Raw genomic sequence first — 26,393 nt, 5'->3', positions numbered from 1 at the left:
TAACTTTTACGGCCGCACAGCCAAGGTCAAGGCTGACTGTTGCGCTTGTTTGTCATTGCTGATGGCAAAGTAGCTGGCGTTGCCATCGTTGGAATCTCTGCGGTTGCTTCTGGCTCGGCTGGCGAGACTTCCTGGCGGTTCGCCAGATTGGTGGTGAGTTGCTCACCTGCCTCTGCGGTGAGGATGCGCAGGGTGATACGGCTGTTGAGCGATTGCGCCAGATTGTTGTCACTGCTGGAGACCGGCCTTGTTTCTGCCAGGCCAAGGGCTGAAAGCCGTTTGGCTGCGATGCCATCGGCGGCCAGTGTTGCCGCGACGCGTGCTGCCTGCGTCGCCGTCAATGTCCAACGCTTGCTTTCTGCGTCAACCATGCCACTGAAGGTGTGCTTGTCACTATGCCCTTCAACCTGGAGGGTGCGGTATTCATTTTTTAGTTGTGCGCTGATGATGTGCAGTACCTGGCTGGCCTGGGGTGTATATGCCGCCTGGTTGTTCTGGAACAGCAGATGGGTGGAAATATCCATTTCCACCCCCAAGTCTGACTGGTAAACCGTGATCTGTTTTTGCTCTATCCATTGCCCCAGAGTGTTGGCCAGTTGCTGAGCCATGGCACGAATTTTCTCCTGATCACGCAGTTTTTTTTCCTGATATAGATAGCTGAGCGGCAAAGGCTTCATCACCGCACTTGGAACTTGCCCATTTTGATTCTGTGCGCCAGGAACTGGCAAACCAGGCGTTTGTAAGCCCTGTGGCATATTCTGCGGCTGGCCGACAGCCCCCGGTTGCCCCTGAAACGCATTGACGACCGAGCTGGAGAGGGCGCGGTATTTATTCAGGTTAATGTTGGAGGTGGCATACATGACGACGAAAAAAGCAAACAGCAGGGTAATGAAGTCTGCATAAGAAATGAGCCACCGTTCGTGGCTTTCCTCTTCATCTTCGAGCTTGTGGCGTCTGTACATCACGATTGTCTCAAATGCAGATAAGATTCCAGCCGCTCACTGACCAGTTTTGGATTGTCGCCCCGTGCGATGGAGACCCAGGCATTGAGCAGCATTTCGCGCCTGGACATTTCATGCTGGACATGGCCTTTGAGTTTATTGGAGATGGGTAAAAACACCAGGTTGGCGAGCGCTACACCATAAATGGTGGCAACAAAGGCCACTGCGATGCCGCTACCGATCTTGCTTGGGTCAGACAGATTCTCCATGACATGAATCAGGCCGAGCACCGCACCCAGAATGCCTACGGTGGGCGCATAGCCGCCTGCCGCTGACCAGATTTTGACAGCGTCGCGCTGTTGCATTTCGTAGTAATACATATCAATGGCACAGACTTCGCGGATGCGGTCAGGCGGGGTGCCGTCCACCAGCAATTGCAAGCCCTTGCGTACGAAAGGATCCTGCTCACGCTTGATGTAGCTTTCCAGCGACAGCACGCTTTCTTTGCGCGCCTGCTGGCTCCATTGATTGATTTTAACGGCGAGTTTTTTACGGTCATCTTGTGGGTGGACAAAGGCCAGCTTCAACATGCGCAGGCCTTTGATAAACACTTTGAGTTCGGTTTGCAGCAAGACGGCGCCAGTCGTGCCGAGAATAACCACGGCAAAGGCAGCAGGTTGCATCAGGGAGTTGAGGTGGCCCCCTTCTATGACTTGGCCCAGGACCAGGCCGCCGAGTGCAATCAGCAGTCCGGCCAGGCTACCCCAATCCATCAGGCAACTCCGGTCCAGGCTTTTTCACGCATGGCGGCACGCAAGCGGGCGACCGCCTGGCTATGCAGCTGGCAAACGCGTGATTCGGACACATTCATGATGGCGCCAATCTCCTTGAGGTTAAGCTCCTGCTCGTAATACAAGGCCATCAATATCTTTTCGCGCTCTGGCAAGTTGTCGATAGAGGCAATCAAGGCTTCACGGAAGTCGCTTTCGAGCAGGGCTTTCACCGGGTCGCTGCTATCATCGTCCACATACCGATCCAGAAAGTGCTCGCTACCGTCATCGTCCTGAAAATCTTCGTAATAAATCAGCTGGTGACCCTGGCAGTCGCTCAAGACCTCGTAGTAATCTTCCAGGCTAAAATTCATGTGCTTGGCGATTTCGGATTCAGTTGGCGGGCGACCCAGTTTTTGTTCCAGTTGCTGCACAGCCAACTCGATATCGCGCATGTTTTTGCGGATACCGCGCGGCAGCCAGTCGGCACCGCGCAATTCATCCAGCATGGCGCCGCGTACGCGCTGAGAGGCGTAAGTTTCAAATTGTGCCCCATGCGTATCTTCGTAACGCTGTATCGCGTCCATCAGCCCGATCATGCCCGCTTGCACCAGGTCATCCAGCTCGACGCAGGAGGGCAGCTTGGCCTTCATTTGATACGCCATTTTCTTGACCAGGCCGCTATGCATTTTGAGCATCTGATCGGTATTTTGAGTCGTGCCTTTAGCGGTATACATGTTTTTCCTTTTTGACTTTAGGCAACAGCCATGGATGGCATGGAAATCCGTTGTTGTTCTAGACGATGGGCGACGGTTTTAAACGCCAGTGTGCTGGAAAGCTGTTTGCTCACTTCTGCAGTCGCGCGCCCAGGGTTGGCAGTGACTGCCTTGGCGGTTTCAGCAGGCATGGCCCCAATGAACTCCAGCGTGATGCCCAAAAATTGTTTGCACACCTGGTTCAGGCGCATAAAGTACTGATTGCCTTGATCATGGTTAGCGTCTGTCACGACGACACCCAACGGAATCTGCCCATGCTGCTGGCTGATGTGCTTGATGGTCGCATATGCAGACTTAATGGCGGCTTCGCTTCTATCCATTTGGATCACCAGCTCATGCGCGGCAATTACCGGCAGCAGCAGGCTGTAGTCTTGGCTATCCAGTTGTGCTTCAATCATCACAGTGTCGTAATCGTACGCAAGTTGCTCCACTATACCGTTGAGTTGCGTTTTTAAATCGTGAGATAAAGGCGAGGTTAACAGGTCATTTTCGCCCAAACAGGTCAGGTCATAGCCTTGCGGGTGTTTGAAAATGCCCCGCTGGATGGCCTGACGTTGCACGGCGATGCCTTGCAGGGAATGTGTCATCGCGGGTTGGCGGTGCGCGTGCACCAGCAACAAACGCTGTTCTGGCGTCAGCATGCTGGTCGCCAGTTGACGCATCCACTGGCTGGCTGGCTGGCCATTGGCCCCAATCACACTGATAATGCGGGCAGAGGTTTTGGCCATGATACGGCGCAAGCCGTCCGCCTGGTCACGGTAATTAAACATGTGGCTGCTCCTGGCTGGCGGTTTGCATCATGCTGGAGATCACCAGCGGTAACTCTTCATCCAGATACTGGTAGGGCAGGCTGGCCTGGTGTGGTGTCAACACGCGCTCGACCAGGGCTTGCTTGTCTGCAACCTCGATATCCTCTGGCACACGCTGACCGCTGGTGGTATAAAACAGGCGCATGCGTTCGCGAATCAACACGTCCAGTACATTGCCAATCGCAGCCGCTTCGTCGAGTTTGGTGACGATACAGCCAGCGATATCATGCTTTTTGTAGCTACGCATCACATCAGTCAAGGTATCGCCGGTTGAGGTCGCATTCAGGCACAACAGTTTCTGTATCGGGCTGTCGGCACGGCTCAGCATGGAAAGTTGCTCAGTCACCGCCTGGTCACGCTGGCTGACGCCGACGGTATCCACCAGAATCATATGTTTGTTCTTGAGTTCGTTTAAGGCTATTTTTAAGTCTTCTTCATCTTTGACCGCATGCACCATCACGCCCAGAATCTTGCCGTAAATGCGTAATTGCTCGTAGCCGCCAATCCGGTAGCTGTCCGTGGTGATCAAGCCCAGGTTTTGGGTGCCATGTTTCATCACATAGCGGGCGGCCAATTTGGCCGTGGTGGTAGTTTTGCCGACCCCGGTCGGGCCGACCAAGGCATAGATGCCGCCACGGTCCAGCAAAGCATCTTCGTCGTCCAGCGTATGCAAATTGCGGCTGATCACTTCTTTGGCCCACATTGGCGCCTTGTTCACATCAATGTGTTGCGGCATTTTTTCGGCAATCTGGCGCGAAAGAGACGCACTGAAGTTGGCAGCGAGCAGGGTGCCCAGCACTTTTGATTTGGCCGGGCTATGTTGTAAATGATGCTGCCAGGTCATGGCACTCATCTGGGTTTCAAAGTGGCTGCGCATCTGGCGCATTTCCACCATCATGCCTTGCATTTTTTCTTCCAGCGTTTGTGTTGCCAGCTGATACGCATGCTCTTGTTGTTCACTGTGCTGCTTGAGCATGTCCATGATGGCCGATTCGTTGACACTGGCCTCTTCAGAGACCGTTGCTGCCGGCGGCTGAACGGCGCGCGGTGCCGGTACTGGAGTTGCTTGCCGGGGTTGCTCTTTTGCATGCACAAAATCAAGCAGGCTGCGGGTTTGCTCGCTGCCTTGCTCAGCAGTTGCCTGACTCGCACTGGCATCGACATCCGACTCCAGCATGGCCATGATCTCGGTCCCACCGTTGACACTGCGATTCGCAACAATAATGGCATCTTCCCCCAGGGCCTGCTTGACCTGGGCCAGGGCTTCACGTGCGTTTTTGCCAAAAAATCTTCTGATGTTCATATTACTGCGCTCCGATTAAACTGGTGACACGAATCGATTTGTTGTCTGGCAACTCATCGTGGGATAACACTCTGAGGTGCGGGACGGTCCTTCTTAAAAATCTGGATAAAGCCTGGCGGAGGGGGCCAGCCACCAGCAGGACTGGTGTCAAGCCCATCTGCTCTTGCTGTCTGGCGGCCATTTCGGTCTCTTGTGACAGTCTTTCGGCAATGCCAGGCTCGATCACGCCCTGGCTAGACTGGTTGTTTTGTAATGCTTGCAACAACAGTTTTTCCAATTGACCATCTAAGGTCATGGCGGTGATTTCGTTGCTGTAGGGGAACAGGTCCTGCACAATTGCACGCCCCAGCTTGATGCGGACCATGGCGGTCAGGTCATTGGCATCTTGCGAATACTGGGCATGGTCTGCCAGCGTTTCCAGAATCGTGCGCATGTCACGGATATGCACGCCCTCATTGAGCAGGTTTTGCAAGACCTTTTGCAAGGTGGACAAGCTGATGATCTTGGGCACAATTTCCTCAATCAGCTTGCTGGATTCTTTGCTCATGTGATCCAGCAACTGTTGGACTTCCTGGCGGCCCAATAGCTCACCGGCATTGAGTGAAATGATGTGGTTTAAATGAGTGGCAATCACGGTGCCTGGATCTACCACGGTATAGCCCAGACTTTGTGCGAATTCTTTCTGCTCGGGATCAATCCACACTGCCGGCAAGCCAAAGGCTGGATCTGTAGTGCGGGTGCCTTCAAGATCACCGGTCACCGCACCTGGATCAATCGCCAGCATTTGATGATAGTTAGATTCCCCGGTCGCCATTTCCACGCCTTTCATGGTGATGCGGTAGGCGTTCGGTTTAAGCGTCAGGTTGTCGCGGATATGGACCGTCGGTGCCAGGAAACCAATCTCCTGGGCAAATTTCTTGCGAATGCCCTTGATACGCTTGAGCAATTCACCGCCTTGACCTTTATCGACCAGCGGGATCAAACGGTAGCCAACTTCGAGGCCGATGGTATCTACTGGCAGCACATCGTTCCAGGTGGCTTCTTCCGCCTCGCTGGCCGGGGCCAATTTATCATCTGGTTGTGGTTCAATCACCGTCTGCTGTTTGGCTTTTTCCTGTTTTTGTTTGACTGAATAAGCAATACCACCCAACAAGCCCCCCAACCCGATAAAGGCCAGGTGAGGCATGCCTGGAATCAGGCCGATACCGCCAATAATGCCGGCGGTGATGGTCAGCACACGTGGATTTTCAAACAGTTGGCTAATCAGCTGGCCGCCGATGTCTTCATTGTTGGCCACACGTGAAACCACCACACCGGCCGCAATGGAGATCACCAGCGAAGGGATTTGCGCGACCAGGCCATCACCAATGGCGAGCAGGGTGTAGTTTTTCACTGCATCGCCAAAGCTCAGGTCATGTTGCACCATGCCGACAATCAACCCGCCGACAATGTTGATAATAATGATCAGAATCCCGGCGATCGCATCCCCGCGCACATACTTGCTTGCACCGTCCATCGCGCCATAGAATTCGGATTCCTGGCCGACTTCTTTACGGCGGCGACGGGCTTCATCTTCGCCAATCAGGCCCGCGTTCAGGTCCGCGTCAATCGCCATCTGCTTGCCTGGCATCGCATCCAGGGTAAACCGTGCACCCACTTCTGCAATCCGGCCCGCACCTTTGGTGATCACGGTAAAGTTGATAATGGTGAGGATGACGAACACCACAATTCCGACCGCATAGTTCCCGCCAATCAGAAAGTGACCAAAGGCCTCGATCACTTTACCGGCGGCATCAGGACCAGCATGGCCCTCGGTCAGCACGATACGGGTCGAAGCCACGTTGAGCGACAAGCGCAACATGGTGGTCATCAGCAGTACGGTCGGGAAGGCGATAAAGTCCAGCGGCTTGGTGGTTTGCAGACCGATCATCAAGACCAGGATGGACAAGGCAATATTAAAAGTGAAAAACACATCGAGCATGATGGCCGGTAACGGCAAGATCATCATGGCCAGCAGCAAAACAATAATGAGCGGGGCGGCGATGCTGCGGCCGTCCATTTTCCCCATTATTTGTTGCCAGTTATTCATTTAAATACTCCTCAGTCTTGCTTATTCAATATCTGTTGCCGTGGCAGGCGCTGCGACCAGTGCATGTGGATCCAGTGCGTCCGGGACCGGTACATCAGTAGGGATGACCGGACGGACGCCGCCATGCTGCTTGAACACGCGCAGTTGAAACACATAAGCCAAAATTTGCGCTACCGCGGCATACAAGGTTTGTGGAATCTCGCGCTCCAGCTCGGCATGGGCATACAAGGCCCGTGCCAGTTTGGGGGATTCCAGCGTCATCACATTATGTTCTGCAGCAATTTCCTTGATTTTTTGCGCAAGTACATCGACGCCTTTGGCAACGACGACAGGCGCTGCATTTTCACCTTCTTTATAGCTGATCGCCACGGCATAGTGGGTCGGGTTAGTAATCACCACGTCTGCCTTGGGCACATTACTCATCATTCTTCTGCGCGCCATTTCACGCTGCTGCTGACGGATACGGCCTTTAATTTCAGGGCTGCCTTCGGACTCCTTGGATTCGTCCTTGAGTTCCTGTTTGGTCATTTTGTGTTTTTGCGCGTATTGATACAGCTGGTAGGGCACATCAATCACGGCGATCAGGACCAGCGCAGAAGCCAATGTTAAAAAGCCGGTCACCATAAGTTCGCTGACAGTGCTAATTCCGGATTCCAGCGGCATGTTGGACAAGCCCAACATCGGTTGCAAATCCTTTTTCACCAGCGTGTAGCCGACAGAACCAACCAGGATGGTTTTTGCAATCGACTTCACCAACTCCACCAGCGAGTTCTTGGAGAACAGATTGGACAAGCCTTTCATCGGGTTGAGTTTGCCAAAGTTGGGCACCAGCGATTTCTGCGACATCACCCAGCCACCGACCAAGATCGGTGAAGCAATCGCTACGGCAACCACAATGACTGCCAGTGGCAAAAAGGCCCACATCGCCTGTTCCACCACCTTGATCATATGCACAATCAACAGCTGCGGCTCAAACGCCATGGCCCTGTCCAGACTCAGGCCCTGACGCAATACATCCTTCATGGCCTCACCCATCGGCTTGCTCATCATCATGATGGCAATGCCGCTGGTAAACAAAACCGCACAAGAGGCCAATTCGCGCGACCTGGGAACATCGCCGTCTTCGCGTGCCTTCTCCAATCGCTTGGGGGACGCGTCTTCGGTCTTTTCCATATCGCTGTCTTCAGCTGCCATGTCTTTCACTCGTTCCGGGTTTGCACACCACGCCATGTCGTGTGTCTTGTGAGTGATTATTGGCTAGATAAATGTATTTCTAAGTTGGGAATAAAAGGGCGAATTGACCGCTTTCTCACAGTTGCTGCCTGCCTGTTGTTAAGGGGTGTAAAAGCTAAAAATATTTTTTATTAATAAACAGTGACTTATCAAATTTTTGGATTTTTTTTGATTGTGCACCCTAAAGTTTTATCAAGTAGGGACGTTAACCGGAATATCTGAAAAAGTATCTGGCCATCATGAAGACGGCTTGAAAACGAATAAAAGTCATTGTTTACGGAATACAACAAGAAAACTTGAATTAATTTTTGAATTGGAAATCAAAAAATGCTGACAGACTGCACATAACGAACTTGTAGCTCAACTTTAGGTTTGAGCGATAAGTGATTGATATTATTGTTAGTGAATAATGCCGTGTAGGGGTTTGTAAGACAAACTCCTACACGGCTGTTTTCGTCTGTCTTACAAAATAAACCGACAAACCCTGATTGTTGCAGTTCATGATTGCGCGCAAAGTACGCCTAACGCTCAGGCGGACTTAAATTTACGCAAAAAAACGGAGAAAAGATCATGAACATGCAAAACGATTTACTCGCTGAAATCAAGGATGCCAACCTGAACTACCTGATGTTGGCGCAACAACTGATCCGTGCTGACAAAGCCACTGCCATCTTCCGCTTGGGTATTAATAAGGAAATTGCAGATCTGCTCGAAAACTTGACCAATCTGCAGCTACTGAAACTCTGTAACACCAACATGCTGCTGACCCGCTTCCGCTTTGATGACAGCGAAATCCTGGGAATGTTGACCAGCTATGCCAAAGACCCTGCCCAAGCCCATCTGCATACTGCGGTATTAATGTCAGCCCAGGCCGCAGATTCCACCGTATAAGCAGCGTAGTTGTCACCACACGGCGATTAGAAAGAGAAAAGAGGATATCATGCAAAAGAAGAGTGTAGTAAACGAAGCAGAACAAATTCAACTGGCCATGCAAATGATCGAACTGGGCGCCCGCCTGCAGTTGCTCGAATCACAAACCACATTGTCACGTGAGCGTTTGATCAAGCTGTACAAAGAGATGAAAGGCGTTTCTCCTCCAAAAGGCATGTTGCCATTCTCTACCGATTGGTTCTTGACCTGGCAACCAAACATTCACTCCTCGATTTTCTACAACATTTATCGCTTTATGGTTGATTACGCAGGGGTAGACGGCATCCAGGCCATCATCAAAGCCTATACCTTGTATATGCAACAAGTACAGCATCCTGATGCCGACGCCAAAGAAGAGCCTGTGTTGTCACTGACACGCGCCTGGACACTGGTACGTTTTATTGAAAGCAAGATGCTGACAACTAAAGTCTGTCATTGCTGTGGTGGTCAATACATCGTCAATAGCTATGATTTGAACCAGAACTATGTCTGCAACTTGTGCCATGTGCCTTCACGTGCCGGCAAAACCAAAAAGGCAAAAGAGTTGAGCTACAAACTGGTTTCCATGACTGCCTGATCAGCCGGATCAGTGTCACGACACTCTGTGAGTGAAAGGATTCAGCATGCCATCGGCCAAACTTTCGGTAGAGACGCTGTTGCCCAAACCCTGGCTACAGCGCCTGCTACCTAAACGGTTGTGGTGCCAGGCATTACTGATCCAGACACTGAGTATACTGTTGATCGCGGGCCTCGCGCCAGGCGTGATCAACAGTGTATTCGCATTTGAATTAAGCCATCTTGGCATTTCGCTAGAGCATGTCTGGATTTGGCTGCTCCTGCATATTTGTCTGGTCAGCCTGCTGGCCAAAGCCGCGCAGATGCCAGTCTGGTGGCGCTGGATTCATGCGATTTTTCCAGTCGCTGTCCTTGGCATGCAGCATATTAACTTGCCTGCCACGGTTTACCTGGCTGGATTTATCATTACCTTGACCCTGTACTGGTCTGTACACAACACCCGGGTCCCATTTTATCCTTCTTTCCCTCCCACCTGGCGCGCGCTGCATCACGTGCTGGAGCAGCATGGCGATGATGCTCCGCTCAAAGTGCTGGATATTGGCAGCGGGATTGGGGATCTCGCCCTGTTTTTGGCGAGCCAGCGTGTGCATGACGAGGTTTCAGGTATCGAAATTGCGCCGCTGCCATGGGCGGTCAGTGCGGTCAGAGCCTTGTTTTCTGGCACCAGTGCCAGATTTACGCTCGGTGACTACCGCGAACTGGACTTTGCAAAATTTGATGTCATCTTTGCTTATTTGTCGCCTGCTGTGATGCCCGATGTCTGGCAAAAGGTGAGGGCAGAGATGCCGGCTGGCACGCTGTTTGTCAGCTCCGAGTTTCCGGTGCCAGACATGACGGCGCAACGAATCATCTATCCGCAAAAAAACGCCCCTGCCTTGTACGTCTACAGCCTGTAGACAGCCTTTATTCCTTTCTTGTATCCGCCATCGCAGGCGCTTAGGCCTGTCGTTGCTGGCATGAAATCTAACCAGAATTAACCATATTTAATAAGGGGCTAAAGCCCTTTTATTTGGATAATTGAATTCCTTGGCCTGTTGCTATGCTTTTAACATTGGTAAAACCATTGTGGAGTGTAGGCATGTTAGTCATTGTCGGGTATGTCGTTATTTTAGGGGCGATTTTTGGCGGGTACGCAGCGGCCGGGGGGCACTTGGGTGGCCTATGGCAGCCATTGGAAGTCGTGATGATTTTCGGGGGGGCTGTAGGTGCATTTGTTGTCGGCAATGATGCCAAGTCATTGAAAGCCACACTTAAAGACTTACCAAATGCCTTCAAAGGCTCCCATGTCAACAAAGCCATGTATATGGATTTGCTGGCTTTGCTGTTCGAGATTCTGACCAAAATTCGTAAAGAAGGGCTGATGTCGATCGAGAAGGATGTTGAAGATCCTGAATCCAGTGCCTTGTTTGGCAAATATCCCAAAATTCAGCATGACCATCATGTGGTCGAGTTTATTTGTGATTACTTGCGTTTGATGGTGTCCGGCAACATGGATGCCTTCCAGGTTGAAAACCTGATGGATAACGAAATTGAAACCCACCATCAGGAGGGCCATGTGGCAGCGCATTGTATTGCAAAGCTCGGTGACGCCTTGCCAGCTTTTGGTATTGTAGCTGCGGTGATGGGGGTGGTACACACCATGGAAAGTTTGCATTTGCCGCCCACCGAACTGGGTGTGCTGATTGGCCATGCCCTGGTGGGTACCTTCCTCGGTATTTTGCTGGCGTATGGCTTTGTTGGCCCGCTGGCTGGGGTGCTGGAAGCCAAGCTGGAAGAAAGCTCCAAGGTCTTTCAAACCATCAAGGTGACGCTTCTTGCCAGCCTGAATGGGTATGCGCCTGCAATTGCTGTTGAGTTCGGCCGCAAGGTCTTGTACTCCACTGAGCGTCCAAGTTTCTCTGAGCTTGAAGATTACGTCAAGCAAGCTAAAAAATAAGCCTGGCAAACAAGATCAATCCAAATAAAGCACAGGACCAACCCTAGAGGACCACGAAAATGGCAGAAGAACATATTGCCCCCATTATCGTTAAAAAAATCAAGAAAGGCGGCGGCGGTCATCACGGGGGTGCCTGGAAAATCGCTTACGCCGACTTTGTGACGGCGATGATGGCGTTCTTTTTGCTGATGTGGCTGCTCGGCTCCACCTCTAAAGCACAACGTGAAGGCATTTCTGAATACTTTAAAACCCCGCTCAAAGTCGTGCTCATGGGCCCGGGCGTGGGTGCCAGTGATTCCGCCTTGAAAAATACCGGCGGCAAGGATGTGACACTTAAGCAAGGTCAGGTGAAGCCGGTCGATGGCGACCCTGGTCGTAACAAAACGATTAAGGAAGAAGAGTTAAAAGAAGTCCTCAAGAAGGCAGAAAAAGCCAAGCTGGAAGAAATCAAGGCCAAGATTGAACAGGCGATTGATGAAAACCCTGAGCTCAAGCAATTCAAATCCCAATTAAAACTGGATATGACAGCGGAAGGCCTGCGCGTACAAATTATCGACGAACAGAATCGCCCGATGTTTGAAAACGCACGCGCTGACTTGCAACCTTACGCCAAGAAAATTTTGCGAGAGATTGGTAAAACACTCAATGGCGTGGATAACAAAATCAGCCTGTCTGGGCATACCGATGCCACGCCTTATGCCAGCGGTGATCAGGGCTACAGTAACTGGGAGCTCTCAGCCGACCGTGCCAATGCTTCAAGGCGAGAACTGATTGCCGGCGGCATGGATGAGACCAAGTTATTGCGTGTGGTTGGCATGGGCTCGGCCATCATGATGGACAAGGAAAATCCGTTCAATCCTATTAACCGCCGGATCAGTCTGATCGTGATGAACAAAGAAGCAGAAGAGGATTTACTCAAGGATAACGAAAAAATTTCTGTTAGTGAGAAAGACCATTCGCAAGTCGATGCATTGCAGAAAACCGCCGATACACCTGCGGAGTAAAAAAACAGGGAACGGTAAAAGCGCAAGAAATAAGTCATTTTTATGATGCTTATTTCTTGATTGAAAATCAGGGGAATCAGGCAAGATAGGACCACTATGAAAACATTGCCCATAGAAGAACTAAGAGAGTTACTGGCTGCAGTTTCGCACCATGGTGATTGGCATTTGCTCGAAATCGAAACCGATTTACAGCAAACCAGCTTTTTGCTCAATGAGGCGATTGAAAAGCTCAGTGCCAGCTTTATGAATGTGTATGCCCAGTTAATGGAGCAACAGTCTGCCCTCCAGTTATTGGTAGAGGCCGGCAAGTTGCAGCCTGAAGAAATGCAGCAGTTGCAGGTGTTTCAGGACAATATTGGTCAGGAAGTGAATAAAGTGGTGACTGGCATGCAGTTTCAGGACATGACCAATCAATTGCTGCAACGGACGATTAATCGGGTGAACGGCTTAAAAGTGCTGTTACATGAGTTATCCAGCCATCAGTTTCCGATGGCAGCGGATGACGAGCATGAGGAAATCAGAAGCTTCATTCAGCAATTGAACCAGAATTTTGATCAGGGTAGCCAGCATTTGACCGGCAATTTACGCAAGTCAGTGAACCAGCAGGACTTGGCAACCGGTGATATCGATTTATTTTAGTCACAGCGGCGTTTTACAAAATTAGTGAAAAAGGCGAATCAAACATGGCGAAAACAATTTTAACAGTAGACGACTCCGGATCATTGCGTCAAATGGTGGCTTTTAGCCTGAAAGCGGCTGGCTATGATGTGGTACAGGCGGTCGATGGTCAGGATGGCTTGAACAAAGCAAAAGAGAAAACCGTTGACCTGGTTTTGACGGATCAGAACATGCCCGTGATGGATGGGCTGACGCTGATCACCAACCTGCGTACATTGGCTTCTTACCAGAAGGTGCCTATTTTGATGCTGACCACTGAGTCATCAGACGAAATGAAGGCAAAAGGCAAAGCGGCTGGTGCAAATGGCTGGTTGGTCAAACCATTTGATCCAAAACGTCTGATTGAAGTTGTACAAAAAGTAATTGGTGCCTAAGGGCACAAGGTTAAGGGACTGGAGTAAACAATGACAGTGGATATGAGCCAGTTTTATGAGGTGTTCTTTGACGAGGCTGAAGAGTTATTGGCCGAAGCAGAGCGCCTGTTGCTTGATATTGACGTAGAGTCACCTGATATCGAGCAGTTAAACGCGATTTTCCGTGCTGCGCACTCAATCAAAGGGGGCGCGGCAACGTTTGGCTTTATGGACATGGCAGAGATTACCCATGTTCTGGAAAACCTGCTTGATAAGATTCGCAAGCAGGAAATGGCATTGACCACAGAGCATGTGGACGCCTTTTTGGCCGCCAAAGACGTAATCAAGATGCAACTGGACGGGCATAGACATGGTTCAGCAGTAGATGCTGAGCAAGTCGGCGATGTCTCCATGATGCTGAAGTCCTTGTCTGAAGGCAAAAGCGCCATTCCCGAAGACCCTGTCATTGCTGCTGCGACACCGGAGCCGGAAGTGTTGGTCGTCGGTGCTGAAAAGCCAGCCTTGTCTGTCAGTGAAGATGAAAAAGCCAAAGGCATCACCTTATATGACGTCGGCTTGCCGGTAGTCACTGAGCGCGACTTGGCAAACTTGAAAGACGAGTTAGCCTTGTTAGGTGAGGTGGCCGTGTATCAGCGTGCGCCAGGCTCACATGCACTGCTGGTTAAAACCGATTCTAGCGCAGACGACATTGTTTCGATTTGCTCCTTTATTGTAGACCCTGACGCACTGGTGATTCAGGTTGCGAGCGAGACCGCCAAAGCGTCAGAAGCCGCCGCCGCACCAGAGGCTGCGCCTGCCGCTGCCGTCGCGGTTGCCGCACCCGTTGAGGAAGATCTGGGCTATGGCTTCTTCGATGATGATCCGATTATCAAGCCTGAAGCAACAGCGGAGGCCGCCCCGGTTCAGCCGGTCGCTGCAGAAGTGACTGGTAATGGCAAAGTTCAGGTGGCTGAAGAAATGGGCTATGGCCTGTTTGGCACTAATAATGAGGAGCGTCAGGAGGATGGTTACGGCTTCTTTGCCCCATTCAAGCCACACCCAGATGCCCCCAAAGCACAATTGATCGGTGACGATACTGCCGTCGCAGCGCAAGTTGCGGCAACACCGGCGCCTGCACAAGTGGCTGAAGCGGCGCCTAAAGAAGTGAAAGAGGACCGCAGGTCACAACAACGCCGTGAGTCCGATAAACCGGCGGCAGCGCAAAATGCAGAAAGCAGCTCCATCCGTGTCGGGATTGAAAAAGTTGACCAGTTAATTAATCTGGTTGGCGAGCTGGTGATTACCCAGGCCATGATTGAACAGCGTGTCAATGCACTGGACCCTGTGGATAACGAAGCACTGATTAATAGTGTCAGCCAACTGACTCGTAACACACGTGACCTGCAAGAGTCCGTGATGTCTATCCGTATGATGCCGATGGACTTTGTATTCTCACGCTTCCCTCGTATGGTGCGTGACCTGGCAGGCAAGTTGGGCAAAAAAGTGGACTTTGTCACTAGCGGTGCCACGACAGAGCTCGACAAGAGCCTGATTGAGCGGATTGTGGATCCACTGACCCATTTGGTGCGTAACAGTGTAGACCATGGTATTGAAAAACCGGAAGTGCGTAAACAGCTAGGCAAAGCCGAGAATGGCACGTTGACCCTCTCTGCGGCACACAAGGGCGGCAGCATCGTGATTGAAGTCACCGATGATGGTGGCGGCCTCAACCGCGACAAGATTCTGGCTAAAGCCATGTCTAACGGCTTGCCAGTCAGTGAAAGCATGTCTGACGCTGACGTTTATAGTTTGATTTTTGCCCCAGGCTTTTCTACCGCTGAGGTGGTGACCGATGTCTCTGGCCGCGGGGTTGGCATGGATGTGGTGAAACGGAATATCACCGCCATGGGCGGCAATATTGAAATCCGCTCAGCGCTGGGCTATGGCACGACCATCTCGATTTCCTTGCCACTGACGCTGGCCATCCTCGATGGCATGTCGGTGTCGCTGGACAAGAGTGTGTATGTGGTGCCATTGAACCTGATTGTCGAAACCTTGCAACCTCGTGCAGAAGACCTGAAAACGGTCACAGGCGAGGGGCTGATGGTGCATGTCCGTGGAGAGTATCTGCCGATTATCGCCTTGCATGCCTTGTTTAACCATCCTACCCAGATCACCAATCCGACTGATGGTGTCTTGCTGATTCTGGAAGCCGATGGCAAGAAATCTGCCCTGTTTGTAGACCGTCTGGTTGGTCAGCAGCAAGTGGTGATCAAGAGCCTGGAAACCAACTTCAAGCGGATTCCCGGTGTTTCTGGCGCCACCATTATGGGCGATGGCTCGGTGGCATTGATTCTGGATGTGCCAGCCATTATCCAGATGGGTCAGACAACCAATTATGTGACTGGTGGATTGGCATTTTCCAACCAGAACTATTCGACTTCACAAACACATATCAATGCATAAGGAGTATATGCAATGAGTACAACAACAGAATTAGCAAATACATCGGCCAATAACACTGGCGGCAGCCTGAAAACGGCGGCCGGCGAGTACCTGACCTTTGTGCTTGGCAGCGAGCAATATGGGATTGAAATCCTCAAGGTGCAAGAAATCCGTGGCTACGATGCCGTGACGCAAATTGCCAATCTGCCATCGTTTATCAAGGGCGTGATCAATCTTCGCGGCAAAATTGTGCCGATTGTCGATTTACGTATCAAGTTCAATCTGGGCAAAGTGGAGTATGACGAGTTTACTGTCGTCATCATTCTGAATCTGAATGGCCGCATCGTTGGCATCGTGGTGGATGGTGTGTCTGATGTCCGTGAATTGCGCGATGAACATTTGCGCGAGGTCCCCACGCTGGTCACCCGTATCGACACCAAATACATTGTGGGTCTGGCCACTATTGAGCAGGAAATGCTGATCCTGGTGGATATTGAGAAACTCATGACCAGTGACGAAATGCAACTGATGGATGCTGCCGTACATTAAATAGAGAGAATGCAATTAAAGCATTGACACAATAATTATTATAAAAATTGCAACTCGTTTCATAGAGATCTTTTGCAAGGGGTAACAACCATGTTTTCTACAATCATCAACAAATTGGCAGCAAACACAAGGGGCTATCAGAATGTGTTGAATCAGGTGGCTGAATTTAGTGCCCTGAAGTCAGAAATCAACAAGGCACGTGCCATTGTTGAGTTAAATGACAAGGGTGAAATCAGCCATGTGAACGAGAATCTGTGCCACTCTTTAAAATACGCAGCCAATGAGCTGGTCGGCAAGCATCATCGCGCCCTGTTGGCTGGTGTTGATACAGAAAAACCAGAATATGAACAATTCTGGAGTGCCTTAGGCAGTGGCAAGTCGCAAGTGGGTAGCTTTAAACTGATCAACAAAGAGGGCAAGGATGTCTGGTTTCAAGGGTATTACGCCCCAGTGATGCAAGGCAACCAGCTGCGCAAAGTAGTTGCGTACCTGACAGACATTACAGCAGACAAGCTGCGCAACATCATCCTGCAAGAGGAAGAGCACGCACTCAACCAGTGTTTTGGTGTCATGGAATGTGACTTGCAAGGGCATATTCTCGAATGTAATGATGTTTTTCTGACCCCGCTTGAGTTTCGCCGTGAAGAGGTGATCGGCAAGCATGTGTCCATGTTGCTCAAGGCTTCTACCGCGCAAAGCGATCAGTACAAGCAAATGTGGGAAAAATTGAACAAGGGGCAGAATGCAAAACTGGAAATCTGCCGTGTGGCAAAGTCTGGCAAAGAGTACTGGTTTAGTTCCAGCTATGTGCCTATCCCAGATGCGAGCGGCCAATTAGCCAAGGTCAAAGTCTATTCGTACTGTATTACTGAAGAAAAGCAGCGAGAAATTGACTTTCAGGGTAAGGTGGCTGCGATTAACAAGGTACAGGGAGTCATTGAATTTGACCTCCAAGGCAATATTTTGCATGCCAATGACAACTTCCTAAAACTTACAGAGTACTCACTGGCTGAGGTGGTTGGTAAGAACCATAGCATTTTTGTTAGTGAGCGTTACAAGAATAGCCCTGAGTATAAAGTTTTCTGGGAAAAGTTAAGTAGCGGTCAGTACGATGAAGGGGTTTATCATCGCTATACTAAAAATGGTAAGGATATATGGGTGCAGGCATCTTATAACCCCATTTTAGGGTTAGATGGTAAGCCGATGAAAGTAGTTAAATATGCTACTGACATCACCAAAGCAGTGCTGGCAGACAAACAGCAAAAAGAAAAGTCCAGAGAAGCTTCGATGATCAAGCAAGCGTTGGAGTCTTCCTCTAACAACTTGATGGTTGCGGATAACGATGGTGTCATTACCTATATGAATCCAACAACCTTGAGCTTAATGCGCGAGGCTGCTGATACGTTCAGAGCCATCTTCCCATCTTTTGACCCAGACAAGTTGATTGGGCAGAACTTTGATCTGTTCCACAAAAGTCCTGCGCATCAACGCAATTTACTGGCAAGCCTGAAGGGCAAGCATGTTGCTGAGTTACCGATTGGCGAGATGTTTTTCAGACTCACTGCAAATCCTCTCATTGATGAGCAAGGCGAACGTATTGGCAGCGTGGTGGAGTGGGTCAATTTGACCGAGGAAAAACGTCTTGAAAACGAAATGAAATCTGTGGTTGAAAATGCCGTGGATGGTGATTTGTCTACAAGACTGGATGCGAATCGTGCAAAAGGTTCTGCCGTCAAAACGATGGAAGCCATTAACCAGCTCCTGGACACGTTTAGCGATATTTTGTTACGTGTGCGTGAAGCGGGCGAAACGATTAATACGGCAGCCCATGAAATTTCCAGTGGCAATAATGATCTGTCCAGCCGAACTGAACAACAAGCCTCTAATCTGGAAGAGACAGCTTCCAGCATGGAAGAACTGGCATCAACCGTTAGACAGAACGCCGAAAATGCCCGCCAGGCCAACCAAATGGCTGAAGCAGCTTCACAAGTGGCGCTTCGTGGTGGCGATGTCGTTGGCAATGTAGTGACTACCATGAGCGCGATCAACGAAAGTGCGCGCAAAATTGAGGACATTATTTCTGTCATTGATGGCATTGCCTTCCAGACCAACATTTTGGCATTGAACGCCGCAGTTGAGGCTGCCCGTGCAGGTGAGCAGGGTAGAGGCTTTGCCGTGGTCGCTGGTGAGGTACGTAACCTGGCTCAACGCTCCGCCAGTGCTGCCAAAGAGATCAAGGAACTGATTACTGACTCTGTCAGCAAAACCACTGAAGGCACCAAACTGGTGGAAAGTGCTGGTGTAACCATGCATGAGGTGGTCACTTCCGTACAACGTGTGACCGACATCATGAGTGAAATCACCGCGGCGTCAGCAGAGCAAAGCTCAGGCATTAACCAGGTGAATGACGCGGTCAATCACATGGATGAAGTCACACAGCAGAATGCTGCCTTGGTTGAAGAAGCCGCTGCGGCAGCAGAATCGCTGGTAGAGCAGGCTGCGACGCTGATGGATACCGTGAATCGATTTAAATTACGTGGCGTGAGCCAGAGCAGTGCTGTCAGCCGCCCGACGATGACAAGCAAAGTGGCGGCCGCACCTGCGGTAAGCAAAGCCAAACCGACGGTAGCTGCGGTCAATCATGCGCCAGTCAAAGCCGCAAAAACCGGCACGGATGACCAGGAGTGGGAAGAGTTTTAATGTGAGCGCTCAATACAAGGAGGTGCAACATGATCAGATGTCCTGCAATGATAGAAAAAATAATTGAAGGCCTGAAATTGTGGGCCTCCTTATTGAGCGGTTATCCTCTGTGGTAAAAAGTTGTGATTTCAAAGTCCTGTTGCAGGGCTTTGTCATTTTGAAGGTAGAAATACAATGAGAACCTGGCTAGGCATACTCAAGCAATGGATGACTGGATCTCATCATTCTCAACTCAGTGAGGTGGATCTAGAACGCTTGAACAGGATGGAGGCCCTCCATCGCGTCGTGGCGATGATCGAGTACGATCTAGATGGGAACGTGCTTGATGCCAATCAAACATTTTTTGACTTAACCGGTTATAAGCGTGACGAAGTGCTCGGTCAGCATCATCGCATGTTCCTGCCATTGGGAAACCTTGATGCGCCAGAGCATAAGCAGTTTTGGCAAAAGCTTTGCAAAGGAGAGGCGCTGACGGGCCAATTTAAACGCTTAAGCAAAGGAAACCGCGAAGATTGGATTGAAGGCAGCTTTATCCCGTTAAAAAACCAAGACGGGCAAGTGGTTAAAATCGTCAACTACTTTAGTCTCATCACCGCGCTTAAGGCACGTGAGCTTGAGAGCCAAGGCCAAATTGATGCCTTAAACCGGGTGCTTGGAGTCATTGAATTTTCGCTGGATGGCACGATTCTGGCATTGAATCAGAACTTTGCGCGGGTGACCGGTTACGATGCTGCTGAAGTGGTTGGTAAACATCATCGCATTTTCATGCCACACTCAGAAGCCAGCTCCTCGGACTACATCAGATTTTGGCAAGATCTTGCCAGAGGTGAGTTTAAATCGGGGATTTACAAACGCATTGCGAAAAATGGACAAGAGGTCTGGTTACAGGCGACCTATAATCCTATTTTAGACAGTGACGGCAAGCCGTTGAAGATCATTAAATTTGCTACTGATATCACACAGCAAAAGGCGCGAGACTTAGACTTGGCCAGCCAGTTGTCCGCCATTCGGCAAATCATGGCTGTGATTGAGTTTGACCTGCAAGGCAATATTCTGGATGCCAATGATAACTTCTTAAATACTGTTGGTTATCAGAAAAGCGCTGTTGTGGGCAAGCATCATAAAATGTTTGTTCCAAGCGACGTTCAACAATCCGCTGAGTATGCGCAATTTTGGCAAAAGCTGGCTCAAGGAAACACACAAGCGGATGTTTATCAACGTGTCGCGGCGAATGGCAACCCACTATGGTTGCAAGCCAGCTACAATCCGATTTTAGACTTGAATGGCAAGCCCTACAAAATTGTCAAGTATGCGATTGATGTGACTGAGCAGCGCCTGCGTGATATCGATAACCAAGGGCAAATGACCGCTATCCAACGCTCATTAGGAACGATAGAGTTTTCGCTGGATGGTCATATTACTAAAGTGAACGCAAATTTCATGCAAGTCGTGGGTTATCAAGCGGCGGAACTGATTGGCAAACATCACAGTATGTTTATGCCACTGGAAGAGCGTCATTCAATGGAGTATAAAAACTTTTGGCATCGCCTTGGTCGCGGCGAATTCATGCAGGGTGTGTTTAAACGCATAGATAAACACGGCCAGGAAATTTGGCTCCAAGCGAGTTATAACCCTGTGCTGGATGAGCATGGGAAACCCATCAAGGTAGTGAAGTATGCAACAGATATTACTCAGCAGAAACGTGCTGAAACAGGCTTGATGGAGGCCGTGCTATCTACTGAGCAATTACTGGAAGCGGCTCAGCACGGAGACATGACCGCACGCATAGACTTGCATGGTAAAACGGATCAGATACTTAGTTTGTCCAACGGTATCAATCGCTTGATGGACCGTGTGTCTGAAATTCTGTTGCAAGTCAAAGAGGCCACCACCACGATCAATAGCGCAGCCAATGAAATTTCAACGGGCAATATTGATTTATCTACGCGCACAGAAAGACAAGCGCACAGCTTGCAGGAAACCTCCTCCAGTATGAGCCAACTGGCCGCAACGGTGAAGCAAAATGCTGAGAATGCATTGCAGGCCAACCGAATGGCAGAGGCGGCTTCCAAAGTGGCTGAGCGTGGTGGGGAAGTCGTGAATCAGGTCGTGGATACCATGACTGCGATCAGTCAAAGCGCGCGTAAGATTGAAGATATCATTTCAGTGATTGATGGGATTGCCTTCCAAACAAATATTCTGGCATTGAATGCGGCGGTTGAGGCTGCGCGTGCTGGCGAACAAGGTAAAGGGTTTGCTGTTGTGGCTGGAGAGGTGCGTAATCTGGCACAACGCTCTGCAAGTGCTGCCAGAGAAATCAAGGATCTGATTGCTGACTCTGTCAATAAAACCACGGAAGGTACACAACTGGTCGAAGGTGCCGGTCAAACCATGGTGGAGATTGTGCAGTCAGTCAAGCGCGTCAGCGATATTATCAGTGAAATTTCTGAAGCCTCGATTGAACAGACCTCAGGGATTGATAGTGTTAACCAAGCCATCACTAGCATGGACGATGTGACGCAGCAAAATGCAGCGTTAGTTGAAGAGGCGGCGGCCGCAGCCGAGTCTTTAGTTGAACAAGCCAGCCAATTGTCTGATCTGGTGGCTGATTTCAATCTGAATGAAGCAACTCAAAACAAAGCCAAACCACCTCTATCCCGAACAGGTACTTACAATTGATCCATTGAATGGTGGAAGTGTTGTTAGGACCTAGCAAACTCTGATTGAAGCCGACTGTAAAGTCGGCTTTTTCTTTTTTCAAATCTGCTATTTAACACGCGATCACATGCTTTTTCGGTATCTATGTTGCAGTCGTAATCTAATAAACTCACAGGCAGAAGTAAAAATTGTAATTTCGTCCTAGTGAAAATACAAAATATCGAAAGAGATCAGATTATGAAAATCAACTTGCCCGTGACACAAAAAGAGATTGAACTCAAAGAGGATGCCTCTATTGTGTCCAAGACGGATTTAAAAGGGGCCATCACCTATATCAATCGTGAGTTTATTGAAATCAGCGGCTTCAGTGAGGCGGAGCTGATAGGTAAAAATCACAATATTATCCGTCACCCGGACATGCCAGCAGCGGCGTTTGAGGACTTGTGGCGGACGGTGAAAGCAGGGAAGCCCTGGAACGGTATGGTGAAAAATCGCTGTAAAAATGGTGACCACTACTGGGTAGAAGCGAATGTGGCCCCCATCCGTGAAGGTGCTAAGGTGATAGGGTATATGTCTGTTCGCAACAAAGTGAGCCGCGCGCAGATTGAACAGGCTGAAAAACTGTATCAACAGATGCGTGACGGCAACCTTCCACAACCTGGCTGGGGTGAAAAACTGGCCGCAAAAGTACATGACCTGCCGATTTTCTACAAGCTGTCAGCAGCTATGCTGACCCCGGTGGCTGTTGTTTCTTCAGTGGGCTTTTATCGTCATGATCCTGGCGCATGGGTAGGCATGGGGATGGGGATCGCGGCTGCATTGGTGGCTGGCGGCATTTTCTCGCTAAAACTGAAAAAGTCGATGGCTGTGATGGCACATGCGATTGAAGGCTTGGCTGGTGGCGAGTTGAATCTCAAGATTGATACGCGTGGCAACGACGAATTTGGCAGTTTGATGAAGACACTGAAGTCCATGCAAATCAAGGTGGGCTTTGATGTCAACGATTCTAGGAAAATGGCTGAAGAGGCGGGTCGTCTGCAAACCGCGCTGGATCAAAGTGCCACCGCCTTTTCCTACAGCGACAGTCAACATCAATTGCAATATATGAATGCTGCGGCCCGTAGCCTTTGGCAACAACTGGTAGAAGAGATTGCCAAAGAACAGCCAGGATTTACCTTGGAAAAGATGTTTGGGAATGCGATTTCCAGTTATTTACCTGAGGCTTACCGCGCGGCATTTGCCGAAGTTTCCAAGATACCTCGGGTGATTGAATTTGCTGCTTATGGCAAAAAAATTCAAGCGACCATTGTTTCAGTGTATACCGCCAAGGGCGAATATCTGGGCCGTATGACGCAGTGGGATGATAAAACCGCTGAAGACATTGGTCAGCAAGAAGTCTTCCGCTTGGTGCGTGAAGCTTCTGCGGGCAACCTGAGACAACGTGTAGATCTGGGAAAACTGCCTGAAGGCTTTGTGCTTGAAATCGGTAAAGGCATTAACCAGATTCTGGATGCCTTGATTAATCCGCTTAATGTCGCCGCCAAATATGTTGAAGACATTTCCAAAGGCCATATCCCGGCAAAAATCACGGATACTTATCAGGGTGACTTTAATACCTTAAAAAACAACCTGAACCAGTGTATCGATGCCTTGAGTACCCTGATCGCTGAAATGAACCATATGAGTGCCGAGCACGACGCAGGTGACATTGATGTTGAGATCGATGTCACCAAATTTGATGGCGCTTATCGCACCATGGCTGGTGGCATCAACCAAATGGTGGGCGGCCACATTGCTGTCAAGAAAAAAGCCATGGCCTGCATGCAGGGACTGGGCGAAGGCAACTTTGATACTCCACTGGAAAGATTCCCAGGCAAAAAAGCCTTTATCAATGACACCATCGAGCAGGTGCGTGCCAATTTGAAAGCCTTAAATACAGACACTAGCATGTTAGCCGAGGCCGCCAGAGATGGTCGCATCAGTGTCCGTGCGGATGCGGCGCGGCACCCTGGCGATTACCGTAATATTATCGATGGTATCAACAATACGCTGGATCTGATTGTTGGGCCGATTAGTGCGGTGACTGAGGCGGTGGAAACCATCACTACCGCAGCCAATGAAATCTCCAGCGGTAACTCTGATCTGTCTGCCCGTACCGAACAGCAAGCCTCCAGCCTCGAAGAAACGGCGGCCAGTATGGAAGAACTTGCTTCTACGGTTAAACAAAATGCCGAGAATGCCAAACAGGCCAATCAGATGGCGCTGTCAGCCTCTAGTGTTGCAGCCAAAGGGGGCGAAGTGGTAGATGAAGTCGTCGCAACCATGAGCGCGATTAATGAAAGCGCCAAGAAGATTGAGGACATCATCTCAGTCATTGATGGGATTGCTTTCCAGACCAACATCCTGGCGTTAAATGCGGCGGTTGAGGCCGCCCGTGCAGGTGAGCAGGGCAGAGGGTTTGCCGTGGTGGCCGGTGAGGTGCGCAATTTGGCACAACGCTCTTCGACCGCGGCGCGTGAAATCAAGGAACTGATTACGGACTCTGTCAATAAAACGGCGGAAGGGACCCGTCAAGTGGAGCATGCGGGGACCACCATGCAGGAGGTCGTCAGTTCTGTACAGCGGGTCGCCGATATTATCAGTGAAATTTCCGCAGCTTCTATTGAGCAGACCACGGGGATTGATCAGGTCAACGAAGCGGTGACCAGTATGGATGAAACCACACAGCAAAACGCAGCGCTTGTAGAACAAGCGGCGGCGGCGGCTGAATCCTTGGTGGATCAAGCCAATCATTTGGCTCAAGCGATCAGCCATTTTAAAGTGGACAGTGGCCGTTCTACAGCGGGGCATCAAGTCATGCGCAGAACCGGCACGCATGGCTAAAAATAAAGTTGTAATTGTTTTGTAACAACACTAAAGAAATCATAAGGTCTGTCGTTATTAACAATAAGTGGTAGTGAAAAGCCACCTAAACCATGGTTAATAATTTGATGGAGACTTTATGAAAAAACATTTGAAAACAACGTTAAGTATTATTGCATTATCAACATTGGCAACACCGCTGTTTGCGGCTGAAGTGTGCAAAGTGTCTATGATGGGCCGTGTCTGTTTTGAAGAGGGCAGCCCAGAATTGACTGCAGCGCACATGAAAGGTGACGCAGTGGCTGAATCTTCAGCAGCGAAGAAAAAGGTAGATGTTGCTGAAGCTGAAAAAACCAAGAAGTAATGCATTTCTTGCTTTGAAAATCCCCCTCTGCAAAGGGGGATTTTTTATGCGTATCGCCAAGCTGTAGCCCCGGCAAAATATATGAAAACTTGAGTAGGAAAAGACCTGTAAAAAGCTTGTTTATTAGCGCATGAAATATGTTTGGAGTATTACAAAATAAACGAGAGTCTGATAAAGGCGAATAAAAATCTGGATTTGGAGTTTTAATTATGACCATTGCGAAGAGAATGTATATTCTGATTGCAGTTGCAGCGCTGGGGCTATTTACGCTAGCGACGCTCAGCTACTTTCAGACTGATCGTGTATTTAAATACACCAACGTTGCCAATGAAAATGCGGCACCCAGCATTGAGGCATTGGATGACACGCTCGCTGAGTTTGAGCTATTAAATAGCTTGATCTGGCAGCATATGCTGAATACAGACAACGTCAAAATGCAGCAGATTGAAAAGCAGGTTGCTGAGGTGCATGGTGATCTGATGGCTGCACTTAAAAAATACGACAGTCTGATCAGCGATGATAGAGACAAGCAGTTACTGCAAAAAGACTATGAGGCGATCAAGTCTTATGATGAGCTAGGTAGCAGCGCGCTGACGCTTTCGCTCTCTAACAAGAAAACAGAGGCCAGGGATGTGTTGCTGGCTAATCAGGCGGTGATTGAGCATGTTCAGAAAGCGATTCGTGAACATCGGGCCTACAACAATGAGATTGCTAAACAAGGGGCTGCTGCAGCGGTGAAGGTTAAGCAAAATGCATTGTTGATGCTGATTGCGATTGCCGGCCTCTCCTTGGCTGTCGTGGTTTCGATTGGTTTCTATATCAAACGCAGCCTGTTTAAGCAATTGGGTATGGAGCCTGCCGATTTAACTGTCATTGCACGCAACTTTGTAGAGGGCAATCTGACCCAGAAGATTGTGTTGCCTGAAGATGACAAAACCAGTGTTGCTTATTCTATCCGTGTACTGCAACGTACCTTGGATGGCCTGGTACAGTCATTGAATTATGTCAGCCAGCAGCATGATGAAGGCGATATTGATTGCACTGTTGATCAAAACCGCTTTAAAGGCGGCTACGCAGAAATGGCCGCCGGGATCAATAAAATGGTGGCTGGGCATATTGCCATGAACCGCAGTGCGATTGAAGTGGTGAAAGCGTTTGGCGATGGCAATCTGGATATGCCGTTGGAGCAATTCCCAGGCAAGAAAGCCTTTGTGAACGAAGCCATTGAGCAAGTGCGTACCAATATCAAGCGTCTGGTCAATGATACTGACGAGCTGGTGCATGCTGCCGTAGAAGGGCGTTTGTCCACCCGTGCGGATGCGAGCCAGCACCAGGGCGAGTTCCGCAAGATTGTCCAGGGCGTGAACGAGACGCTGGATGCGGTGATCGATCCTCTCAACGTGGCGGCCCAATATGT

At 49.9% G+C, this 26,393-nt stretch carries 21 protein-coding genes; 14 read left to right on the top strand and 7 right to left on the bottom strand.

What is annotated here, in order from left to right:
• Window positions 1-26: 26 nt before the first annotated feature.
• The 7 genes from INP77_RS04290 to flhB are packed head-to-tail and all read right to left on the bottom strand — an operon-like array spanning window position 27 to window position 7,882.
• On the bottom strand, window positions 27-962 hold the full coding sequence (locus tag INP77_RS04290) for a flagellar motor protein MotB (RefSeq protein ID WP_194748422.1): 936 nt from the start codon (window positions 960-962) through the stop codon (window positions 27-29).
• Complete coding sequence (locus tag INP77_RS04285; protein ID WP_194747605.1) at window positions 962-1,714, bottom strand: flagellar motor protein; 753 nt, start codon at window positions 1,712-1,714, stop codon at window positions 962-964. Before INP77_RS04285 ends, INP77_RS04290 begins: the two co-directional genes overlap by 1 nt.
• Window positions 1,714-2,448, bottom strand: a complete 735-nt coding sequence (locus INP77_RS04280; RefSeq protein ID WP_194747604.1) for an RNA polymerase sigma factor FliA — start codon at window positions 2,446-2,448, stop codon at window positions 1,714-1,716. Before INP77_RS04280 ends, INP77_RS04285 begins: the two co-directional genes overlap by 1 nt.
• A 17-nt stretch (window positions 2,449-2,465) precedes the next feature.
• Window positions 2,466-3,257, bottom strand: coding sequence for a hypothetical protein (locus INP77_RS04275; protein WP_194747603.1), 792 nt, complete (start codon window positions 3,255-3,257; stop codon window positions 2,466-2,468).
• A complete protein-coding gene (gene flhF, locus INP77_RS04270; protein ID WP_194747602.1) occupies window positions 3,250-4,599 on the bottom strand; it encodes a flagellar biosynthesis protein FlhF in 1,350 nt (449 codons plus the stop codon). Before flhF ends, INP77_RS04275 begins: the two co-directional genes overlap by 8 nt.
• 1 nt (window position 4,600) lies before the next feature.
• The gene (flhA, locus tag INP77_RS04265) at window positions 4,601-6,688 is read right to left on the bottom strand and encodes a flagellar biosynthesis protein FlhA (protein WP_194747601.1); all 2,088 of its coding nucleotides are present in this window, start codon (window positions 6,686-6,688) and stop codon (window positions 4,601-4,603) included.
• A gap of 21 nt (window positions 6,689-6,709) precedes the next feature.
• A complete protein-coding gene (flhB, locus tag INP77_RS04260) occupies window positions 6,710-7,882 on the bottom strand; it encodes a flagellar biosynthesis protein FlhB (RefSeq protein WP_194748421.1) in 1,173 nt (390 codons plus the stop codon).
• A gap of 609 nt (window positions 7,883-8,491) precedes the next feature.
• On the opposite strand from flhB, the gene flhD reads away from it, so the two are divergent.
• The 14 genes from flhD to INP77_RS04190 form a co-directional block, all read left to right on the top strand.
• The gene (gene flhD / locus INP77_RS04255; protein ID WP_194747599.1) at window positions 8,492-8,812 is read left to right on the top strand and encodes a flagellar transcriptional regulator FlhD; all 321 of its coding nucleotides are present in this window, start codon (window positions 8,492-8,494) and stop codon (window positions 8,810-8,812) included.
• A 49-nt stretch (window positions 8,813-8,861) separates the two neighbouring features.
• The gene (gene flhC / locus INP77_RS04250) at window positions 8,862-9,428 is read left to right on the top strand and encodes a flagellar transcriptional regulator FlhC (RefSeq protein ID WP_194747597.1); all 567 of its coding nucleotides are present in this window, start codon (window positions 8,862-8,864) and stop codon (window positions 9,426-9,428) included.
• 46 nt (window positions 9,429-9,474) lie between these two features.
• Complete coding sequence (locus INP77_RS04245) at window positions 9,475-10,323, top strand: class I SAM-dependent methyltransferase (RefSeq protein ID WP_228518727.1); 849 nt, start codon at window positions 9,475-9,477, stop codon at window positions 10,321-10,323.
• 182 nt (window positions 10,324-10,505) lie between these two features.
• The gene (gene motA, locus INP77_RS04240; RefSeq protein ID WP_194747595.1) at window positions 10,506-11,363 is read left to right on the top strand and encodes a flagellar motor stator protein MotA; all 858 of its coding nucleotides are present in this window, start codon (window positions 10,506-10,508) and stop codon (window positions 11,361-11,363) included.
• Between the two features lie 59 nt (window positions 11,364-11,422).
• Window positions 11,423-12,367: a flagellar motor protein MotB gene (gene motB, locus INP77_RS04235; RefSeq protein ID WP_194747593.1), complete on the top strand. Its 945-nt coding sequence runs from the start codon at window positions 11,423-11,425 to the stop codon at window positions 12,365-12,367.
• Between the two features lie 96 nt (window positions 12,368-12,463).
• Window positions 12,464-13,006 carry a chemotaxis protein gene (locus INP77_RS04230; protein WP_194747591.1) on the top strand — a complete coding sequence of 181 codons (543 nt, stop codon included), beginning with the start codon at window positions 12,464-12,466 and terminating at the stop codon, window positions 13,004-13,006.
• A 44-nt stretch (window positions 13,007-13,050) separates the two neighbouring features.
• Window positions 13,051-13,419 carry a response regulator gene (locus INP77_RS04225; RefSeq protein WP_018985223.1) on the top strand — a complete coding sequence of 123 codons (369 nt, stop codon included), beginning with the start codon at window positions 13,051-13,053 and terminating at the stop codon, window positions 13,417-13,419.
• 30 nt (window positions 13,420-13,449) lie between these two features.
• Window positions 13,450-15,864 (top strand): chemotaxis protein CheA, encoded by a 2,415-nt coding sequence (gene cheA / locus INP77_RS04220; RefSeq protein WP_194747589.1) that lies wholly within the window; start codon window positions 13,450-13,452, stop codon window positions 15,862-15,864.
• A 12-nt stretch (window positions 15,865-15,876) separates the two neighbouring features.
• A complete protein-coding gene (locus INP77_RS04215) occupies window positions 15,877-16,392 on the top strand; it encodes a chemotaxis protein CheW (RefSeq protein ID WP_194747587.1) in 516 nt (171 codons plus the stop codon).
• 90 nt (window positions 16,393-16,482) lie between these two features.
• Window positions 16,483-19,092, top strand: a complete 2,610-nt coding sequence (locus INP77_RS04210; protein ID WP_194747585.1) for a methyl-accepting chemotaxis protein — start codon at window positions 16,483-16,485, stop codon at window positions 19,090-19,092.
• 174 nt (window positions 19,093-19,266) lie between these two features.
• The gene (locus INP77_RS04205; protein WP_194747583.1) at window positions 19,267-21,771 is read left to right on the top strand and encodes a methyl-accepting chemotaxis protein; all 2,505 of its coding nucleotides are present in this window, start codon (window positions 19,267-19,269) and stop codon (window positions 21,769-21,771) included.
• A 216-nt stretch (window positions 21,772-21,987) separates the two neighbouring features.
• Window positions 21,988-24,633 carry a methyl-accepting chemotaxis protein gene (locus INP77_RS15025; protein ID WP_194747581.1) on the top strand — a complete coding sequence of 882 codons (2,646 nt, stop codon included), beginning with the start codon at window positions 21,988-21,990 and terminating at the stop codon, window positions 24,631-24,633.
• A gap of 118 nt (window positions 24,634-24,751) precedes the next feature.
• On the top strand, window positions 24,752-24,976 hold the full coding sequence (locus tag INP77_RS04195) for a hypothetical protein (protein WP_194747579.1): 225 nt from the start codon (window positions 24,752-24,754) through the stop codon (window positions 24,974-24,976).
• Between the two features lie 209 nt (window positions 24,977-25,185).
• Window positions 25,186-26,393 (top strand): MCP four helix bundle domain-containing protein (locus INP77_RS04190; RefSeq protein WP_194747577.1); only part of this gene is annotated, 1,208 nt, incomplete at its 3' end.

This window comes from Methylophilus sp. 13, from assembly GCF_015354335.1.
GTDB classification, from domain to species: domain Bacteria; phylum Pseudomonadota; class Gammaproteobacteria; order Burkholderiales; family Methylophilaceae; genus Methylophilus; species Methylophilus glucosoxydans.
This window is presented reverse-complemented; position numbering and strand designations above follow the sequence as displayed.

Bases quoted from the DNA above. Each gene is read 5' to 3' on its own strand.
- INP77_RS04205 (WP_194747583.1), top strand. From the start codon at position 19,267: ATGAGAACCTGGCTAGGCATACTCAAGCAATGGATGACTGGATCTCAT.
- INP77_RS04225 (WP_018985223.1), top strand. From the start codon at position 13,051: ATGGCGAAAACAATTTTAACAGTAGACGACTCCGGATCATTGCGTCAA.
- flhF (WP_194747602.1), bottom strand. From the start codon at position 4,599: ATGAACATCAGAAGATTTTTTGGCAAAAACGCACGTGAAGCCCTGGCC.
- cheA (WP_194747589.1), top strand. From the start codon at position 13,450: ATGACAGTGGATATGAGCCAGTTTTATGAGGTGTTCTTTGACGAGGCT.
- flhC (WP_194747597.1), top strand. From the start codon at position 8,862: ATGCAAAAGAAGAGTGTAGTAAACGAAGCAGAACAAATTCAACTGGCC.
- INP77_RS04245 (WP_228518727.1), top strand. From the start codon at position 9,475: ATGCCATCGGCCAAACTTTCGGTAGAGACGCTGTTGCCCAAACCCTGG.
- INP77_RS04210 (WP_194747585.1), top strand. From the start codon at position 16,483: ATGTTTTCTACAATCATCAACAAATTGGCAGCAAACACAAGGGGCTAT.
- flhA (WP_194747601.1), bottom strand. From the start codon at position 6,688: ATGAATAACTGGCAACAAATAATGGGGAAAATGGACGGCCGCAGCATC.
- INP77_RS04195 (WP_194747579.1), top strand. From the start codon at position 24,752: ATGAAAAAACATTTGAAAACAACGTTAAGTATTATTGCATTATCAACA.
- INP77_RS04230 (WP_194747591.1), top strand. From the start codon at position 12,464: ATGAAAACATTGCCCATAGAAGAACTAAGAGAGTTACTGGCTGCAGTT.
- INP77_RS04275 (WP_194747603.1), bottom strand. From the start codon at position 3,257: ATGTTTAATTACCGTGACCAGGCGGACGGCTTGCGCCGTATCATGGCC.
- INP77_RS04280 (WP_194747604.1), bottom strand. From the start codon at position 2,448: ATGTATACCGCTAAAGGCACGACTCAAAATACCGATCAGATGCTCAAA.
- motA (WP_194747595.1), top strand. From the start codon at position 10,506: ATGTTAGTCATTGTCGGGTATGTCGTTATTTTAGGGGCGATTTTTGGC.
- INP77_RS04290 (WP_194748422.1), bottom strand. From the start codon at position 962: ATGTACAGACGCCACAAGCTCGAAGATGAAGAGGAAAGCCACGAACGG.
- INP77_RS04285 (WP_194747605.1), bottom strand. From the start codon at position 1,714: ATGGATTGGGGTAGCCTGGCCGGACTGCTGATTGCACTCGGCGGCCTG.
- INP77_RS04215 (WP_194747587.1), top strand. From the start codon at position 15,877: ATGAGTACAACAACAGAATTAGCAAATACATCGGCCAATAACACTGGC.
- INP77_RS15025 (WP_194747581.1), top strand. From the start codon at position 21,988: ATGAAAATCAACTTGCCCGTGACACAAAAAGAGATTGAACTCAAAGAG.
- flhB (WP_194748421.1), bottom strand. From the start codon at position 7,882: ATGGCAGCTGAAGACAGCGATATGGAAAAGACCGAAGACGCGTCCCCC.
- flhD (WP_194747599.1), top strand. From the start codon at position 8,492: ATGAACATGCAAAACGATTTACTCGCTGAAATCAAGGATGCCAACCTG.
- motB (WP_194747593.1), top strand. From the start codon at position 11,423: ATGGCAGAAGAACATATTGCCCCCATTATCGTTAAAAAAATCAAGAAA.